The sequence below is a fragment of the Streptomyces sp. NPDC003720 genome, assembly GCF_042875075.1.
Lineage (GTDB): Bacteria > Actinomycetota > Actinomycetes > Streptomycetales > Streptomycetaceae > Streptomyces.
Map to the genome: position 1 here is coordinate 448,814 of NZ_JBIANZ010000008.1, position 17,272 is coordinate 466,085.

Here is a 17,272-nt window from a genome sequence, read left to right on the forward strand (position 1 = left end):
CGTCATGAACCAGCCGCTCGCGGGCTACGCCCCCGCACCCGTCACCGCCCGCATGGAGAACCACGGCAACCACATGCTGAAGGTCGCCATGCAGACCGGCAACGACCTCCTCGCGCGCGTGGGATCGATGGTCGCCTACGAGGGCTTCATCCAGTACGAGCCCAACCCGCCCGCCGTCCGCCAGATCGCCCGCGACTGGATGACCGGCGAGGGCGCCCCTCTGATGAAGTGCTCCGGCGACGGACTGCTCTATCTCGCCGACTACGGCGCCGACGTCGTCGTGATCAACCTCAACGGCGACGGCATCTCGGTCAACGCCACCAACCTGCTCGCCTTCGACGCCCACCTCAGCTGGGGCGTGGAGCGGGTCAAGGGCCTCGCCAAGTTCGCCGGGCAGGGTCTGTGGAACACGAAGATCTCCGGCCAGGGCTGGGTCGCGCTGACCTCCCGGGGCAAGCCGATCGTGGTCGACTGCGGCGGCGGCGAGGACGAGACGTACGTCGACCCGGACGCGCTCGTCGCCTGGTCCCCGAACCTGAAGGTGAAGGGCAAGCGCAGCTTCAAGGCGCAGTCCCTGATCGGCCGGGGCAGCGGTGAGGCCTACCAGATGGCCTTCTCCGGACAGGGCATCGTCGTCGTCCAGCCCAGTGAGGACAGCACCGACCGCCTTCGGTTCCGGGGCTGAGGGGGAGTCAGAACATCATGCAGAGCCCGCTTTTCGCCCACAACGACCAGCAGACCCAGGAGCGCTGGAGCCTGCAGAACAAGCAGATGCTCCGCGTCACCCTGGAGGGCCACGACGACCTCCTCGCCCGCAAGGGCAGCATGGTCGCCTACCAGGGCCTGGTCGAGTTCGACGCCGAGTACCGCACCAACGGCCAGGCACGCGCGCGCAGGCACACCGGCGAGGGCCTGGACCTGATGCGCTGTCACGGACAGGGCACCGTCTATCTCGCCAACCTCGCCCAGTACGTGCACGTCATGGACGTCGAGCAGGACGGGCTGACGGTGGACAGCGCCTACGTCCTCGCCATGGACTCCACGCTGCACCACGAGGTCATCGCCGTCGACAGCGTGTACGGCATCTCCGGCTCCGGGAAGTACCAGCTCAACATCACCGGGCGCGGCAAGGTCGCCCTGATGACCTCGGGCGCGCCGCTGCTGATGCAGGTCACGCCCGACAAGTACGTCAACTGCGACGCCGACGCGATCGTCGCCTGGTCCACCGGGCTGCGGGTGCAGATGCAGGCCCAGACGCACTCCTCCGGCGTCTGGCGGCGGCGCGGCAGCACCGGTGAGGGCTGGGAGCTGAGCTTCATGGGCTCGGGCTTCGCGCTGGTGCAGCCCAGCGAGCTGCTGCCGCCGCAGAACGCGCAGATCGGCCAGGGGATCGCCGCGCAGTTCGGCATGGGACAGCAGGGGGCGCGCGGACAGAACCAGGGCAACGTCTGGAGCTGACCGCGGGCGAACCGGCGAGGGGTGACCGCCCGGGCGGTCACCCCTTCCGCGTTCAGAGCCGGGCGCGGGCCGCCTCCAGCAGGCGTACGACGGACTCGTCGGCCACGCCGGCCACCTCGTCGTAGGCGAACCAGCGCAGGTCGAGGGACTCGTCGCTGATCTCCTGGACGGCGCCGGGCGGGGCCAGCACCGCGTACTGGACGTCGAAGTGCCAGTGGCAGGGCGCCGGGATCGGATGCCGGTCCAGCCGGACCGGACCGTCGGGCACCAGGGACAGCCCCGCGATCCCCGACTCCTCCGTCGCTTCCCGCAGGGCGGCGTCCCGCAACGTGGCGTCCCCGGGCTCGCAGTGGCCGCCCATCTGCAGCCACATGCGCAGCTTCCGGTGCAGCGTCAGCAGGACCCGGCCGCGCTCGGGGTCGATCACCAGCCCGCTCGCGGTGAGATGACCGTCACCGCACGCCTTCCACATGCCGTCCGGGTGGGCCGCCAGATGGTCCAGGTAGGCCTGGCGCAGCTCTGCCTGGCCCTCATACTCCTTCAGCACGAGGACCGCGTCGTCGTACAGGCTCACTCGGTGTCGTCGCCCTCGGCCTCGTCGTCCTTCTTCAGGTTCGGCTTCCCGCCGGTGCCGCCCGCCGCCTCGCCGAGCATCTTGTCCAGCTCGGAGAAGTCGAGCTGCTCGCGGTGCACGAAGCCGTCGGGGTCGTCCAGGTCGGTGGCCGTCGGCAGCATGTCCGGGTGGGCCCACAGGGCGTCCCGGCCGTCCACTCCGCGCGCGTCCGTGAGCGAGGCCCACAGCCGGGAGGCGTCGCGCAGCCGGCGCGGGCGCAGCTCCAGGCCGATCAGCGTGGCGAACGTCTGCTCCGCCGGGCCACCGGTGGCGCGGCGGCGGCGCAGGGTCTCGCGCAGGGCGTCGGCGGACGACAGACGCGGTTTCGCGGCCGCGTGCACCACCGCGTCCACCCAGCCCTCGACGAGCGCCAGAGCGGTCTCCAGGCGGGCCAGGGCCGCCTTCTGCTCGGGCGTGTCCTCCGGCTGGAACATGCCCTGCTGAAGGGCGTCCTGAAGCTGCTCGGGGTTCTGCGGGTCGAACTGCCCGACCACGTCCTCCAGCTTCGCCGTGTCGACCTTGATGCCGCGGGCGTAGCCGTCGACCGCGCCGAACAGGTGCGAGCGCAGCCACGGCACGTGCGCGAACAGGCGCTGGTGAGCCGCCTCACGCAGGGCCAGGTAGAGCCGGACCTCCTCCTGGGGCACGCCGAGGTCCTTGCCGAACGCCTCCACGTTGGCCGGGAGCAGCGCGGCCTTGCCGGCCGGGCCCAGCGGCAGGCCGATGTCGGTGGAGCCCACGACCTCGCCCGCGAGCACGCCCACGGCCTGCCCGATCTGCGTGCCGAACATGGCGCCGCCCATCGAGCGCATCATGCCGATCAGCGGGCCCGCCATGGCCTGCATCTCCTCCGGCAGGACGTCGCCCATGGCCGCGCCCACCCGCTCGGCGACCGGGTCGACGAGTTCCTGCCACGCGGGCAGGGTCGCCTCGACCCACTCCGCGCGGGACCAGGCCACCGCGGAGGCCGCGCCCGACGGCAGGGACGTCGCGTCGTCCAGCCACAGGTCGGCCAGCCGGACGGCCTCCTGGACCGCGGAGCGCTCGGCGCCGCCGACACTCGCGTCCTTCACGCCGTCCGGGGTGCCCTGGGAGACCGTCTGGCGGGCGATCTGCTTGGCCATGTCCCAGTTCACCGGGCCGCCCTCGTAGGAGAGCATCTGGCCGAGCTGCTGGAACGCGGCGCCCAGGTCGGTGGGGTTCAGGGATCCGAACATCGCTGCGAGCGGGTTGTCGGCGCCGGGGCCGCCAAAGCCTCCGGCTCCGGGCAGCCCGAAACCGAACGGGTTGGCCGGTCCCTGCTCACCACCGCTCTGCTGGTCCTTCTTCTTGCCCTCGTCGCCGTCTTCCGGCTCCTCCGGCGGAAGGCCGAAACCGAATGGGGTGTCACTCACGGGATTCCTCGGCTGGTAAGGCCACCGGTTCTCTCCGGCGGCGCGGCTGCCCGACGTCACCACCCAGCGTAGACACCCGGACCCGATCGGGCCTCGGTGCTTCGCCCACGGAAAGCCTGCGGCAGGATGGATGCACCTGGTACGTGCGCCTCACTCGCGCCCGTACCGAAGACAACCGCTGGAGACGCCCGGTGAGTTCCCCAGATCCACAGGTTCGCGCAGCGCGAAACCATACAGACCGCCCGTCGACCGACCACAGCCCCTCGGCCACGGTGCGCCGCGCCGACGGCACGACCGCCGTGCGCGGGCCCGTCGTCGCGGTCACCGGCGCGGCCGCCGGGGTCGGCGCGATGCTCACCGAGCGGCTCGCGGCCGCCGAGGAGATCAAGCAGGTCATCGCCATCGACGAGCGGCGCGGGGAGTGTGCGGCCGCACAGTGGCACATCCTGGACGTGCGCGACCCGGCGATCGCGGACAAGCTGCGGGGCGCCGACGTGGTGGTGCACCTCGCGCTCGACCTCGACCTGGAGACCGACCCCGCGGCCCGCACCGCGTACAACGTCCGGGGGACGCAGACCGTGCTGACCGCCGCCGCGGCGGCCGGGGTGCACCGGGTGGTGCTGTGCACCTCCGCGATGGTCTACGGGGCGCTGCCGGACAACGAGCTGCCCCTGTCGGAGGACGCCGAGCTGCGCGCGACGGCCGAGGCGACGGGCGTCGGGGACCTGCTGGAGATCGAGCGGCTGGCCCGGCGCGCCTCCCGCGCGCACCCGGGGCTGAACGTGACCGTGGTGCGGCCCGCGGTGCTGGTGGGAGGCACCGACACCGCGCTGACCCGGTACTTCGAGTCGCCCCGGCTGCTCGTGGTCGCCGGGTCGCGGCCCGCCTGGCAGTTCTGCCACGTCGAGGACCTGTGCGCCGCCCTGGAGTACGCCGTGCTGGAGAAGGTCGACGGGGAACTGGCCGTCGGCTGCGACGGGTGGCTGGAGCAGGAGGAGGTCGAGGAGCTGACCGGGATCCGGCGGATGGAGCTGCCGTCGGCGGTCGCCCTGGGCGCCGCCGCCCGTCTGCACCGGATCGGCCTCACCCCGTCCCCGGCGGGGGACCTGGCGTACACGATGTACCCGTGGGTGGTCAGCGGGAGCCGGCTGCACGACGCCGGGTGGCGGCCCCGCTGGACCAACGAGGAGGTGCTCGCGGAGCTGCTGGAGGAGGTCTCCGGGCGGCACACGGTCGCCGGACGCCGGCTGGGACGCAAGGACGCCACGGCCGCGGGCGCGGCGGGCGCGACGGTGGCGCTGCTGGGCGCCGCCGCGGTGGTGCGGCGGGCGCGCAAGGCCCGCCGGCGCTGAGGCCCCCGGCCCCGGCGAGGACCTCCGCGGGCGGCCGCCCGGCGCGGACCCTGTAGGAGGCTCCAAGGCGGCACGCGCGCGTGCCTGGTGAAAGTCGTATTCCGGGATGCCGGAGGAGTACGGCACGATGGGGGGCATGGCACCCACGAACGAGCACCCCGGCGAGCAGGCCGCGCAGGACCCCGTCAAGCTGATCGGCGTCCGGGAGACCCCGCTCTCCGTGGACGAGGTGTTCGCGGCCGTCGGGGACGACGCGGCCGGCGGCGTCGCGCTGTTCGTGGGGACGGTGCGCAACCACGACGGGGGCGCCGACGTCGACGCGCTCGGGTACTCCTGCCACCCCAGCGCCGAGGCCGAGATGCGGCGGATCGCCGAGAAGGTCGCCGCCGAGTTCCCGGTGCGGGCGCTGGCCGCCGTCCACCGGGTGGGGGACCTCCGGGTGGGGGACCTCGCCGTCGTCGTCGGCGTGTCGTGCCCCCATCGGAGTGAGGCCTTCGAGGCCTGCCGCCGGCTCATCGACGACCTGAAGCACGAGGCGCCCATCTGGAAGCACCAGCGGTTCTCCGACGGTACCGAGGAGTGGGTCGGCGCCTGCTGACCGGCGTCACCGCCGGCGCACCAGCCCGCCCGGTTGCGTAACCACCCCCCTCGCGTGAGCGTTGTCAGTGCGGATGGTTAATCTGCTGATCAGTCAGTCGCGGACGCTTCATGGGGTTGGGAGGTCGGCATGGCGGCGCTCGCCTGGTTGCTGATTCCGCTGGTTGCCGCGGTCGCGGCCGGACTGTGGGGCAGTTGGGCCAACCGGACCCGGAGAATCCGCAGCGACGGCCCCGAGCTGGACGGTTACGCCCGGTTCCGCGAGGCCATGGAGAAGAAGACCCACTCGGGCGCCCCCGGCGCCTGAGGAGAGGTGCCCTGACGGTGCGCTGACAGAGGCGTCCCGTACTGTCGTGACATGCCACGCCGCACCGCGACGATGCTCGCCTCCACCCTGATGCTGATCGCGCTCCTGTGCGCGGGTGTGCTCATCCCCGTGCCGTACGCGGAGATGTCCCCCGGGCCGACCGTGAACACGCTCGGGGAGCACGACGGCGAGCCGGTGCTGCAGATCTCGGGCCACAGGACGTACGCCACGGACGGCCACCTGAACATGACCACCGTCCGGGTCACCAGCGCCGACTTCCGGATGAACCTGGTCGAGGCCGTCTACGGCTGGCTGGCGCACGACAGCAAGGTCGTGCCGCACGACACCCTCTACCCGGACGGCAAGACCGAGCAGCAGTCCGCCCAGGAGAACGCCGAGGAGTTCAGCCAGTCCCAGGAGAGCGCCAAGGTCGCCGCCCTGAAGGAGCTGGGCGTCCCGGTGAAGTCCTGGGTGATCGTCTCCACCGTCGTCAAGGGCTCGCCGGCCGAGGGCAGGCTGCACGCCGGGGACGTGATCAAGGCCGTGGACGGGACGGCCGTCAAGCAGCCGTCCGATGTCGCCGAGTACGTCACCCGGCACAAGCCCGGCCAGAAGGTCGTCTTCACCGTCGTCCCGGCCAAGGAGCAGGCCGCCGCGGAGAAGCAGCACGGCACGGCGACGAAGACCCGGGACGTCGCCATCACGACGGCGACCTCGCACGACAGCGGCGCCCGCCGCGCCATCGTGGGGATCTCCGCCGGGACCGACCACACCTTCCCGTTCAGCATCGACATCAAGCTCGCCGACGTCGGCGGCCCCAGCGCCGGACTGATGTTCGCGCTCGGCATCTACGACAAGCTCACCCCCGGCAGCCTCACCGGCGGCAACTTCGTCGCCGGCACCGGCACCATCGACGACAAGGGGACCGTCGGGCCGATCGGCGGCATCGAGATGAAGACCGTCGGCGCGCGCAGCAAGGGCGCCCGGTACTTCCTCACCCCCGCCGACAACTGCGCGGCGGCCGCCAAGGACACCCCGAGCGGGCTCACGCTCGTCAAGGTGAAGACCATCGGCGACGCGCTCGACGCGCTCAAGGACATCCGCGGCGGCGACACCGCCGCCCTGCCGAAGTGCACCACCAAGGGCTGACGGCGGCCCCGTGAACGCGGCTGGGGGCGCTCCCGATCACCGGGAGCGCCCCCATCGCCGTACCGGAGGAGATCAGTCCGCGAAGGTCGCGGCCAGCGCCTCGGCCAGGCCCGGCACCAGCTCCGGCCCCGTCAGGACCTCCGTCGCCGAGTCCTTCTCGCGCAGGCGCAGCGCCGACTCGCGGCCGCCGTCGCGCAGCACCGCGACCGTCATGCGCACCTCCTGGCGCTCGGGGTGCTCCGCCACCCACTTCGCCAGCTTGGCCTCGCTCAGGCCCTGCGGGACCTGCGCCTCTGCGGACGGCGGCAGCATCAGGCGCTCCACGGTGAGCGCGCAGCCCACCACCGCGTCCGGCCAGGCGATGGTGCCGAGGAACTCGTCGAGCGGCTTGTCCGTCGGCACCTCGTCCTGCTCGATCGGGGTGAGGCCGACCGTCTCGGACTCGTCGTCGAGACCGAGCTGGGTGGCGAGCGAGGGTTCCTGGGCCCGCAGTCGTGCGGTGTCTACGAGGGCGAAGAGGCGGGCGGGCTGGTCCCAGCCGAGGCCGGAGGCGTACTCGTCGATCTCGAGTACGGCCCGGGTGAGCGGGTTCGCTGCCATGGGAGTGTTGGACATGGTCACAATCCTGCCTCGTTCCCGGGCGGAATCGGGAACCGAGTGAACCGTGAGTAAGTTGCATAGGTGTGGCCCGCGATCACGGGGGGCCTCGGCCGGCCCGTGAAATCGGGGGCCTGACGTATCGACAGCGAACTTCGAGGTGCGCACCTTGGCTTTCCAGATGCCGGACCGCGGCGGAGGCCCGACGGGGCCACGGATCAGAGCGGGACGCCCGTCCCGGCGGGCCCGGGCCCTGCTCGTGACATTGGGCGTCCTCGCCGTCCTCGGCATGGTGTTCACCATGTTCGCGGGGTTCTGGACCGACTGGCTCTGGTACCGGTCGGTGCACTACTCGTCCGTGTTCACCACCACGCTGTGGACCAAGATCGGGCTGTTCTTCGTCTTCGGGCTGCTGATGGCCCTCGCCGTCGGTCTCAACATCTGGCTGGCCCACCGGCTGCGGCCGCCGCTGAGCGCCATGTCGATGGAGCAGCAGAGCCTCGACCGCTACCGGATGGGCATCGCGCCGTACAAGACCTGGCTGCTGGTCGCGGTCGCCTGCCTCGTCGGTCTGATCGCCGGCGCCTCCGCGGCGGGCCAGTGGCGCACCTGGCTGATGTGGGTCAACGGCGTGCCCTTCCACCAGAAGGACCCGCAGTTCCACCTCGACGTGTCCTTCTACGCCTTCGACCTGCCCTGGTACCGGTTCCTGCTGGGCTTCGGCTTCGCCACCGCGATCCTGTGCCTGATCGCCGCCGCGCTCACCCACTACCTGTACGGCGGGCTGCGCGTCACCAGCCCGGGCGCCCGCGCCACCGCCGCGGCGACCGGGCACCTGTCCGTGCTCCTCGGCGTCTTCGTGGCGCTGAAGGCGGTCGCCTACTGGCTCGACCGGTACGGGCTGGCCGTCAAGTCCAGCGACTTCAAGGCGACCGGCAACTGGACCGGCCTGCGCTACGTCGACGCCAACGCCTACCTGCCGGCCAAGACGATCCTGTTCTGCATCGCCGTCATCTGCGCGCTGCTGTTCTTCGCCACGCTGTGGCGGCGCACCTGGCAGCTGCCCGTCATCGGCTTCGGGCTCATGGTCCTCTCCGCGATCCTGATCGGCGGCCTGTACCCGGCCATCGTGCAGAAGTTCCAGGTCCAGCCCAACGAACAGGCCAAGGAAGCCCCGTACGTCCAGAAGAACCTCAAGGCGACGCGCGAGGCGTACGGCATCGACGACACCAAGGTCACCGAGTACGCCGGCAAGTCCACCACCGAGGACAAGACCAAGCTGCGCGACCAGGTGGGCGACACGGCCAGCATCCGCATCATGGACCCGAACATCGTGTCGCCGACGTTCCAGCAGCTCCAGCAGATCCGGAACTACTACGGGTTCCCGACCAACCTCGACGTCGACCGGTACGCCAAGGACGGCAAGGAGCAGGACACCGTCATCGGCCTGCGCGAGCTGAACCTGGGCGGCATCCCGAAGAACAACTGGATCAACGACCACTTCCGCTACACGCACGGCTACGGCGCGGTCGCCGCCAAGGGCACCGAGGCCGACGCCGAGGGCCGGCCGGTCTTCACCGAGAAGAACCTGCCGTCCGAGGGCTCCCTCGGCACCTACAAGCAGCAGATCTACTACGGCGAGAAGACCACCACCTACTCGATCGTCGGCGGCCCCCAGAAGGAGGTCGACTACTCCGACGACGAGGGCGAGAAGACCACCAGCTACCAGGGCAAGAGCGGGGTCAACCTCGACAACCCGGTCAACCGGGCCGCCTACGCGGTGGCGTTCAACGAGCCGCAGATCCTCTACTCGGGCGCGATCGGCAAGGGTTCGCGGATCCTGTACAACCGCACCCCCAAGGAGCGCGTCGAGGCGGTGGCCCCCTGGCTGACCATCGACGGCGACGCATACCCGGCCGTGGTGAACCACCGCATCCAGTGGATCGTCGACGCGTACACGACCACCAACGGCTATCCGTACGCCTCCCGCACGACGCTCGGCGACACGACCGCCGACTCGCTGACCGCGACGAACAACTCCCGCGCGGTGGTGGCCCAGCAGAACCAGGTCAACTACATCCGCAACTCGGTGAAGGCGACCGTCGACGCGTACACCGGCGAGGTCAAGCTCTACCAGTGGGACGCCGCGGACCCCGTGCTGAAGACCTGGATGAAGGCCTTCCCCGGCACGGTCCAGCCGCGCGCGGACATCTCCGCCGACCTGATGGAGCATCTGCGCTACCCGCAGGACCTGTTCAAGGTCCAGCGCGAGCTGCTCACCCGGTACCACGTGACCGACGCGCAGACCTTCCTCAGCGGCAGCGAGGTGTGGGAGGTGCCCGACGACCCGACCAACGACTCGCGCAGCGCCGTGCCGCCGTACTACCTGAGCATGAGGATGCCGGACCAGAGCGCGCAGGCGTTCTCGCTGACGACGACGTTCACGCCGAACGGGCGCGACAACCTCAGCGCCTTCATGGCCGTCGACTCCGACCCGCGGACCGCCGACTACGGCAAGATCAGACTCCTGAAACTGCCGACCAGCACGACCGTCGACGGGCCGAAACAGGTCCAGAGCCAGTTCAACTCCGAGCAGGACATCGCCGAGACCATCAGCCTGCTGAGCAGAGGCCACTCCAAGGTCGAGTACGGCAATCTGCTCACGGTGCCGCTGGACGGCGGACTGCTGTACGCGGAGCCGGTCTACGTCCGCGGCGGTGAGCTGAAGTACCCGCTGCTGCGCAAGGTGCTGGTCACCTACGAGGGCAGGACCGCCTTCGAGGACACCCTGGACGAGGCGCTCAACAAGGTGTTCGGTGTGGAGGGTTCGACCACACCACCGCCGAAGACCGGGAACAACCCGCCCGACACCGGCAACCCGACGGTCAGGCAGGCGCTCGACGACGCGCAGAAGGCCTTCGAGGCCGGGCAGGAGGCCCTGCAGAAGCCGAAGCCCGACTGGTCCGCGTACGCCAAGGCGCAGGACGATCTCGAGGCCGCGCTGAAGCGGGCCGAGGAAGCCCAGGCCAAGGCGGACAAGGCGGCCGGCGGCGACAAGTCCGGGAGCGGCGGCAAGAGCTGATCAAGGCCACCCCGCGCCGTGGTACGGTTGCTGAGCAACGGCGCGGGGTGGAGCAGCTCGGTAGCTCGCTGGGCTCATAACCCAGAGGTCGCAGGTTCAAATCCTGTCCCCGCTACTGGAAACGAAGGCCCGGATTCCTTACAGGGATCCGGGCCTTCGTGGTGTGCGAACTCATGTACAGATCGAACGGGACGGCCGCGCCGCCGTGGGGAGTTGGGCTGTCTGTGTTTGACTTATCTCTCTGTGGGCATGTCGACAAAACGCTGAAGTGACCTCACGGGCTGCGGTATACCGGGTGTACCAAGGTTGCAGGTGGTGCGACGATGGACGTTATGGGGGACAAGGCAACTCTGTTCAGGACAGGGCGATTTGTGCAGTCTCCGGGTGAGGGGCCGACCCGGGACGAAATGGGCGACACGGGGGACGTCGCCGAGGACGCACGCCTCCGGCTCGCCGCGCGGACCGGCGACACCGAGGCGATGAGCGTCCTCGGCGCCATGCTGCTGCGCAGTGGAGACCTCGACGGGGCCGAGCCCCACCTGCGCGCGGCCACCGCGGCCGGCGACCGCGCCGCCGCCAACAACCTGGGTGTCCTGCTGCACCAGCGCGGCTACGCCGAGGAGGCCGCCGGCTGGTGGCGGATCGCCGCCGTGGCCGGCTCCGCCGCCGCCGCGCACGCGCTGGGCCGCCACCACCGGGAGCGCGGGGACGAGCCCGCCGCCGAGTACTGGCTGCGCCAGTCCGCCGAGCAGGGCCACGCACTGGGCGCCTACGCCCTCGCCGACCTGCTGGAGCACCGCGGGGACGCCGAGGCCGGGGACTGGATGCGGGCCGCCGCCGAGCGCGGGCACCGGGAGGCCGCCTACCGGCTGGCGCGCGCGCTCGACAAGAAGGCCGGCGCGGCGGACGAGGCCGGGTCCGACAACGCTGTCGAGGAGACCGAGCAGTGGTACCGGCAGGCCGCCGCGCGCGGCCACCGGCGGGCCGCGCTGCACCTCGGCGCGATCCTGGAGAAGCGGGGGGACCTGAAGGAGGCCGGGCGCTGGTACCTGACCTCCGCCAAGGACGGGGAGGCCCGGGCCGCCTGCGCGCTGGGGTTCCTGCTGCGCGACGCCGGGGACACCGAGAGCGCCGCCGTGTGGTGGCTCAGGGCCGCCCAGGACGGCGACGGCAACGCGGCCAACGCGCTGGGCGCCCTGCACGCCGAGCGCGGCGAGACCCAGACCGCCGAGCGCTGGTACCGGGCCGCGCTGGACGCCGGGGACGACAACGGCGCCTACAACCTCGGGCTGCTCTGCGCCGAGCAGGGCCGCATCGCGCAGGCCGAGCAGTGGTACCGGCGCGCGGCGTACGCCGGGCACCGGGAGGCGGCGAACGCGCTGGCCATCCTGCTGCTCCAGGGCGACGACCCGTCCGGCGCCGAGCCCTGGTTCTCCAAGGCGGCCGAGGCGGGCAGCGTGGACGCCGCGTTCAACCTGGGCATCCTGCACGCCGGACGGGGCACCGAGGAGGACGCCGCGATCGCGCTGCGCTGGTACGAGCGCGCGGCCGCCGCCGGGCACACCGAGGCCGCCCTGCAGGTCGGGATCGCCCGGCTGCGCGAGGGCGACGAGCAGGGGGCCGAGCGGCACCTGCGCTGCGCGGCGGGCGGCGGCAACCCGGAGGCGGCGTACCGGCTCGCGACCCTGCTGGACGCGCGCCGGCCCCCGGAGCCGGCGCACGAGCTGGGCGAGATCGTGCACGAGAAGACCGAGTGCGAGGAGTGGTACGAGCGGGCGGCCTCCCAGGGGCACCGCCGGGCCCAGGTGCGGGTGGGCATGCTCGCCGCGGCCCGGGGCGACGTGGTCGAGGCCGCGCGCTGGTACCGGGCCGCGGCCGAGGCCGGATCGCGCAACGGGGCGTTCAACCTCGGCCTGCTGCTGGCCCGCGAGGGCAGCGAGCCCGAGGCGGCGGTGTGGTGGACCCGGGCGGCCGACGCCGGGCACGGTCGGGCGGCGCTCCGGCTGGCCCTGGTCTACGCGCGTCGCGGCGAGCTGGCGGAGGGGCAGAAGTGGGCCGACCGGGCGGTGGCGCTGGGTTCGGCGGAGGTGTCCGAGCGGGCGGGCCGGCTGCGGGACGCTCTGCGGGAAGAGCTCTCGGCGTGACCCGGCCCACTAGCCGGTAATGGATTTGCCTCCGTGGGCTTCCCTCCCGTAGTGTCGTGTTCACCGACGCGGGGTGGAGCAGCTCGGTAGCTCGCTGGGCTCATAACCCAGAGGTCGCAGGTTCAAATCCTGTCCCCGCTACTGAAGGCCGAGGGCCGGAATCCGGAAACGGATTCCGGCCCTCGGTCGTTTCCGCTTCCCCGGGAGTGAGCGCGCGAAAAAGGAGAGGGGCCGCGGCCCCTCTCCTCGTACGTCCGGCGTCACACGCCCTGTCTCACGCGCCCGCGCAGCTCGGGCACAGTCCCCGGTACGTCACCTCGACGTCCGACACCGTGAAGCCGAAGCGCTCGGTGTCGGGGAGATCCGCCAACGGGTTGCCCGTGGGGTGCACGTCGCGGATCGCGCCGCAGCGGGCGCAGACCAGGTGGTGGTGCGGCCGGTGTGCGTTCGGGTCGTAGCGCTTGGCGCGCTTGTCCGTCGTGACCTCGATCACCTCACCGAGGGTCACCAGCTCGCCCAGCGTGTTGTAGACGGTCGCCCGGGAGATCTCCGGCAGCTTCGTGACGGCCCGCGCATGGACCTCGTCGGCCGTCATGTGGACGTGCTCGCCGTCGAGAACCTCGGCCACCACGCGTCGCTGTGCGGTCATCCGCCATCCGCGTCCGCGCAGCCGTTCCAGTAGGTCGCTCATGGAAGCAGCGTAACAGCAAGAGGACCAGATCCCGAACAGGTGTGACTTTGGAACGGCGTTTGACTTAGACAATGTCCAATGTAGGATCAAAGCTGACTTTGACCAATGGACAGGACTGGTCGGTAATGACGCAGGAGGCGCACGTGACGCAGGGACCGCTCACCACGGAGGCCGGTGCACCGGTGGCCGACAACCAGAACAGCGAGACGGCAGGCGTCGGCGGCCCGGTGCTCGTGCAGGACCAGCTGCTCCTGGAGAAGCTGGCCCACTTCAACCGCGAGCGCATCCCGGAGCGCGTCGTGCACGCCCGGGGCGCGGGGGCGTACGGCACCTTCACGGTGACCGCCGACGTCACCCCGTACACGCGCGCCGCCTTCCTCTCCGAGGTCGGCAAGGAGACCGAGACCTTCCTGCGCTTCTCCACCGTGGCCGGCAACCTGGGCGCGGCCGACGCGGTCCGGGACCCCCGCGGCTTCTCGCTGAAGTTCTACACCGAGGAGGGCAACTACGACCTCGTCGGCAACAACACCCCGGTGTTCTTCATCCGCGACGCGATCAAGTTCCCGGACTTCATCCACACCCAGAAGCGCGACCCGTACACGGGCTCGCAGGAGGCGGACAACGTCTGGGACTTCTGGAGCCTGAGCCCGGAGAGCACCCACCAGGTCACCTGGCTGTTCGGCGACCGCGGCATCCCGGCGTCGTACCGGCACATGGACGGCTTCGGCTCGCACACCTACCAGTGGAACAACGAGGCCGGAGAGGTCTTCTGGGTCAAGTACCACTTCAAGACCGACCAGGGGATCAAGAACCTCACCGCCGCCGAGGCGGAGATCCTCGCGGGCAGGGATCCCGACTCCCACCAGCGCGACCTGCGCGAGTCGATCGAGCGCGGCGACTTCCCGAGCTGGACCGTGGGCGTGCAGATCATGCCGGCGGCGGACGCCGCCACGTACCGCTTCAACCCGTTCGACCTGACCAAGGTGTGGCCGCACGCCGACTACCCGGTCATGGAGATCGGCAGGCTGGAGCTGAACCGCAACCCGCGCAACGTCTTCGCCGAGGTCGAGCAGTCGGTCTTCTCGCCCGCGCACTTCGTGCCGGGCATCGGCCCCTCGCCCGACAAGATGCTCCAGGGCCGGCTGTTCGCGTACGGCGACGCGCACCGCTACCGCGTCGGCATCAACGCCGACCACCTGCCGGTCAACCGCCCGCACGCCGCCGAGGCGCGCACCAACTCCCGGGACGGCTACCTCTACGACGGCCGGCACGGTGGTGCGAAGAACTACGAGCCGAACAGCTTCGGGGGTCCGCGGCAGACCGGCCGGCCGCTGTGGCAGCCGTTCGACGGCTTCACGGCCGGCACCGGCGACCACCCGACGCCGCTGCACGCCGAGGACGACGACTTCGTGCAGGCGGGCAACCTCTACCGGCTGATGTCGGAGGAGGAGAAGGAGCGCCTGGTCGGCAACCTGGCCGGGGCGATCTCCCAGGTCTCGCGCGAGGACATCGCCGAGCGCGCGATCGGCAACTTCCGCGACGCCGACGCCGACTTCGGCAAGCGGCTGGAGTCGGCCGTGCGGGCACTGCGGGGCTGATCCGCCCGGGTCGGCCCGAGGGCGGCCGGGCGGGCCGGATCCCCTCGGGGGTCCGGCCCGCCCGCGTGTGCTCAGAGCGCCGGTGCGGGCTCCCGGGCCGGGGCCCAGCAGCGGATGATGTCGCGGACCGACACGATGCCGACGGGCTCGCCGCGGTCGAGGACCACCAGGTGCCGGAAACCGCCGCGGGTCATGGCCCGGGCCGCCTCCTGGAGCGTCCAGGTCGGGGTGGCGAAGACGACGTCGGTGGTGGTGTGGGCGTGGGTGCGTTCCGTGTCGGGGTTCTGGCCGAGGCCGACGGAGTTGAGGATGTCGCGTTCGGTGAGGATGCCGACGCCGCCGGCGTCGGGGTCGTGGACCACGGCGGCGCCGACGTGGCGGGCGGACATCAGGGCGGCTGCCTGACGGAGGGTGTGGGCGGGTCCGACGGTGAGGACCACCGTGCTCATGGCGTCTCGGACGAGCATGGGATGAGGCCACCTCCTAGGAATCCATGACGTTGTGCACGGATTCACAAGTTCACAAGTGGGGGTCGACCTCAGAGTGCCCGGTAAAGAGCGGGTCAACAAGAGGGCGCGCGCGGCCAGTTGAGGGCGCGCGCGGAACTCGCCGGGTGCTCAGCGGCGCCGGTCGAGGTGCTCCAGCAGGACGTCGTGCAGCAGTCCGTTGGAGGCCGCCGCGTTGCCGCTGTGCGGGCCCGGACGGCCGTCGAGCCCGGTGAAGGCGCCGCCGGCCTCGGTGACGATGATCGCGTTGGCCGCCATGTCCCACAGGGACAGCTCCGGCTCGGCGCAGATGTCGACGGAGCCCTCCGCGACCATCATGTACGGCCAGAAGTCGCCGTACGCGCGCGTGCGCCACACCTCGCGGGTCAGATCGAGGAAGCCGTCCAGGCGGCCCTGCTCCTCCCAGCCGGAGAGCGAGGAGTACGCGAACGACGCGTCCGCCAGCTCGCCGACCTGGGAGACGTGGATGCGGGACGCGGAGGTCAGACTGCGGCCGGTGAAGGCGCCGTGGTCCTTCGCGGCCCACCAGCGGCGGCCGAGGGCGGGAGCGGAGACGAGGCCGACGACCGGGTGGTAGCCGCCCTCACCCGCCTCCATGAGCGAGATGAGGGTGGCCCAGACCGGCACGCCCCGGACGTAGTTCTTCGTGCCGTCGATCGGGTCGATCACCCAGCGGCGGGGCCCCGTGCCCTCGACGCCGTACTCCTCCCCGAGCACCGCGTCCCGTGGCCGGGCCCGCTTGAGGTGACCGCGGATCAGTTCCTCCGCCGCCTTGTCCGCCTCGCTCACCGGAGTCATGTCCGGCTTGGTCTCCACCTTCAGGTCGAGCGCCTTGAAACGGTCCATGGTGGTGGCGTCGGCCGCGTCCGCGAGTACGTGGGCGAGGCGGAGGTCGTCGAGGTAGTCCGGCATGCCTCGACCGTATCTGCCCCGGACACCGCGGGGCCACAAGGGGCTGGGGCCGGGCGGGGCGCGACGGTGGCCCGCGCACCCTTGACAGTGCCTGGGAGCGCGTCAAATCTGGGCGCAGAGTTGTCCGCCCCAGGGAGGCGATGATGCCTGCGGCCCGGGAATCCCTACTGGACGCCGCCGCCACGGCGCTCGCGCGCCGGCCGTGGTCCGCGGTGCGGATGGTCGACGTGGCCGCGGCGGCCGGGGTGTCCCGGCAGACGCTGTACAACGAGTTCGGCAGCAAGGAGGGGCTGGCCAGGGCGCTGGTGCGGCGGGCGGCCGACGGCTATCTCGCCGGGGTGGAACGGGCCCTCGCCGCGCACACCGACCCGCGTGACCGGCTCGCCGCCACCGCGGAGTGGACGGCGGCGGCGGCCCGGGACAGCGCGCTGGTGCGGGCCATGCTCACCGGGTGCTGGAGCGAGCGGCTGCCGGCGCCGGCCCCGGCCGCGGTGCGGTCCTCCTCCGCCGTGCCGGCGCAGCGCCGGGCGGACGGCCCGCTGCCCTCGCCCGGCGACCTCGTACGGCTGGTGCGGGACCGGGCGGTGACCGCGCTGGCCGGGCCCGCCGCCGCCACGGAGGACACCGCCGATCTGACCCGCTCCTGCGAACTGGCCGTGCGCCTCGCCCTGTCCTGCGTCGCGGCGCCACCGGGGGAGGACGGCGTGGCGGAACTGGTGCGCGGCGTCCTGGTCCGGCACCTGGTGTGAGCGCTGAGCCGACGCCGGGCGCGGGCGGCGGCTAGGCCGTGTCCGCAAAGTCGCGTCTGCGTCACGACGCCCGGCACGCACTCTCGCCGCACCGGCCGAAAGCCCGAGTACACCCAGTACGAG

General features: G+C 71.6%; 16 protein-coding genes and 2 tRNA genes. 12 read left to right on the forward strand and 6 right to left on the reverse strand.

Annotated elements, in window-relative coordinates; all coding sequences use genetic code 11:
• Positions 1–4 precede the first annotated feature (4 nt).
• Both ACFYU0_RS24245 and ACFYU0_RS24250 read left to right on the forward strand, forming a co-directional pair.
• A complete protein-coding gene (locus ACFYU0_RS24245; protein ID WP_389304090.1) occupies positions 5–685 on the forward strand; it encodes an AIM24 family protein in 681 nt (226 codons plus the stop codon).
• Between the two features lie 17 nt (positions 686–702).
• Positions 703–1,458 (forward strand): AIM24 family protein, encoded by a 756-nt coding sequence (locus ACFYU0_RS24250; protein ID WP_351662560.1) that lies wholly within the window; start codon positions 703–705, stop codon positions 1,456–1,458.
• Positions 1,459–1,510: 52 nt separating this feature from the next.
• On the opposite strand, the gene ACFYU0_RS24255 is transcribed toward ACFYU0_RS24250, so the two are convergent.
• Together ACFYU0_RS24255 and ACFYU0_RS24260 are read right to left on the reverse strand one after the other, a co-directional pair.
• Positions 1,511–2,032: an NUDIX hydrolase gene (locus tag ACFYU0_RS24255; RefSeq protein ID WP_389304092.1), complete on the reverse strand. Its 522-nt coding sequence runs from the start codon at positions 2,030–2,032 to the stop codon at positions 1,511–1,513.
• Positions 2,029–3,465, reverse strand: a complete 1,437-nt coding sequence (locus ACFYU0_RS24260; RefSeq protein WP_351662566.1) for a zinc-dependent metalloprotease — start codon at positions 3,463–3,465, stop codon at positions 2,029–2,031. The genes ACFYU0_RS24255 and ACFYU0_RS24260 overlap by 4 nt, the downstream gene beginning before the upstream one ends.
• A gap of 191 nt (positions 3,466–3,656) precedes the next feature.
• On the opposite strand from ACFYU0_RS24260, the gene ACFYU0_RS24265 reads away from it, so the two are divergent.
• The 4 genes from ACFYU0_RS24265 (at position 3,657) to ACFYU0_RS24280 (ending at position 6,870) form a co-directional block, all read left to right on the forward strand.
• Positions 3,657–4,817: an SDR family oxidoreductase gene (locus tag ACFYU0_RS24265; protein ID WP_389304094.1), complete on the forward strand. Its 1,161-nt coding sequence runs from the start codon at positions 3,657–3,659 to the stop codon at positions 4,815–4,817.
• Between the two features lie 136 nt (positions 4,818–4,953).
• Positions 4,954–5,415: a molybdenum cofactor biosynthesis protein MoaE gene (locus tag ACFYU0_RS24270; RefSeq protein WP_351662571.1), complete on the forward strand. Its 462-nt coding sequence runs from the start codon at positions 4,954–4,956 to the stop codon at positions 5,413–5,415.
• A gap of 129 nt (positions 5,416–5,544) precedes the next feature.
• Positions 5,545–5,721, forward strand: a complete 177-nt coding sequence (locus ACFYU0_RS24275; RefSeq protein ID WP_351662574.1) for a hypothetical protein — start codon at positions 5,545–5,547, stop codon at positions 5,719–5,721.
• Between the two features lie 51 nt (positions 5,722–5,772).
• Complete coding sequence (locus ACFYU0_RS24280) at positions 5,773–6,870, forward strand: PDZ domain-containing protein (RefSeq protein ID WP_389304097.1); 1,098 nt, start codon at positions 5,773–5,775, stop codon at positions 6,868–6,870.
• Between the two features lie 72 nt (positions 6,871–6,942).
• On the opposite strand, the gene ACFYU0_RS24285 is transcribed toward ACFYU0_RS24280, so the two are convergent.
• Complete coding sequence (locus ACFYU0_RS24285) at positions 6,943–7,485, reverse strand: PPA1309 family protein (RefSeq protein WP_351662580.1); 543 nt, start codon at positions 7,483–7,485, stop codon at positions 6,943–6,945.
• Positions 7,486–7,648: 163 nt separating this feature from the next.
• On the opposite strand from ACFYU0_RS24285, the gene ACFYU0_RS24290 reads away from it, so the two are divergent.
• From ACFYU0_RS24290 to ACFYU0_RS24305, 4 genes are all read left to right on the forward strand, one after another.
• Positions 7,649–10,549 carry a UPF0182 family protein gene (locus ACFYU0_RS24290; protein ID WP_389304140.1) on the forward strand — a complete coding sequence of 967 codons (2,901 nt, stop codon included), beginning with the start codon at positions 7,649–7,651 and terminating at the stop codon, positions 10,547–10,549.
• 41 nt (positions 10,550–10,590) lie between these two features.
• A tRNA-Met gene (locus tag ACFYU0_RS24295) sits at positions 10,591–10,664 on the forward strand.
• 208 nt (positions 10,665–10,872) lie between these two features.
• Positions 10,873–12,693, forward strand: coding sequence for a tetratricopeptide repeat protein (locus tag ACFYU0_RS24300; protein ID WP_389304099.1), 1,821 nt, complete (start codon positions 10,873–10,875; stop codon positions 12,691–12,693).
• A gap of 67 nt (positions 12,694–12,760) precedes the next feature.
• Positions 12,761–12,834 (forward strand) — tRNA-Met (locus tag ACFYU0_RS24305).
• A 133-nt stretch (positions 12,835–12,967) separates the two neighbouring features.
• On the opposite strand, the gene ACFYU0_RS24310 is transcribed toward ACFYU0_RS24305, so the two are convergent.
• Positions 12,968–13,384: a Fur family transcriptional regulator gene (locus ACFYU0_RS24310; protein ID WP_351662585.1), complete on the reverse strand. Its 417-nt coding sequence runs from the start codon at positions 13,382–13,384 to the stop codon at positions 12,968–12,970.
• A gap of 143 nt (positions 13,385–13,527) precedes the next feature.
• Between ACFYU0_RS24310 and ACFYU0_RS24315 the strand changes: the two genes are divergently transcribed.
• The gene (locus ACFYU0_RS24315) at positions 13,528–14,982 is read left to right on the forward strand and encodes a catalase (RefSeq protein ID WP_389304102.1); all 1,455 of its coding nucleotides are present in this window, start codon (positions 13,528–13,530) and stop codon (positions 14,980–14,982) included.
• Between the two features lie 71 nt (positions 14,983–15,053).
• Here ACFYU0_RS24315 and ACFYU0_RS24320 read toward each other — a convergent pair whose 3' ends face one another.
• On the reverse strand, positions 15,054–15,449 hold the full coding sequence (locus ACFYU0_RS24320) for a CBS domain-containing protein (protein WP_351662590.1): 396 nt from the start codon (positions 15,447–15,449) through the stop codon (positions 15,054–15,056).
• Positions 15,450–15,599: 150 nt separating this feature from the next.
• Complete coding sequence (gene hisN, locus ACFYU0_RS24325; protein WP_389304104.1) at positions 15,600–16,400, reverse strand: histidinol-phosphatase; 801 nt, start codon at positions 16,398–16,400, stop codon at positions 15,600–15,602.
• Between the two features lie 140 nt (positions 16,401–16,540).
• Between hisN and ACFYU0_RS24330 the strand changes: the two genes are divergently transcribed.
• Entirely contained in the window at positions 16,541–17,149 is a 609-nt protein-coding gene (locus ACFYU0_RS24330; protein ID WP_351662593.1) for a helix-turn-helix domain-containing protein, read from the forward strand.
• The last annotated feature ends 123 nt before the right edge of the window (positions 17,150–17,272 follow it).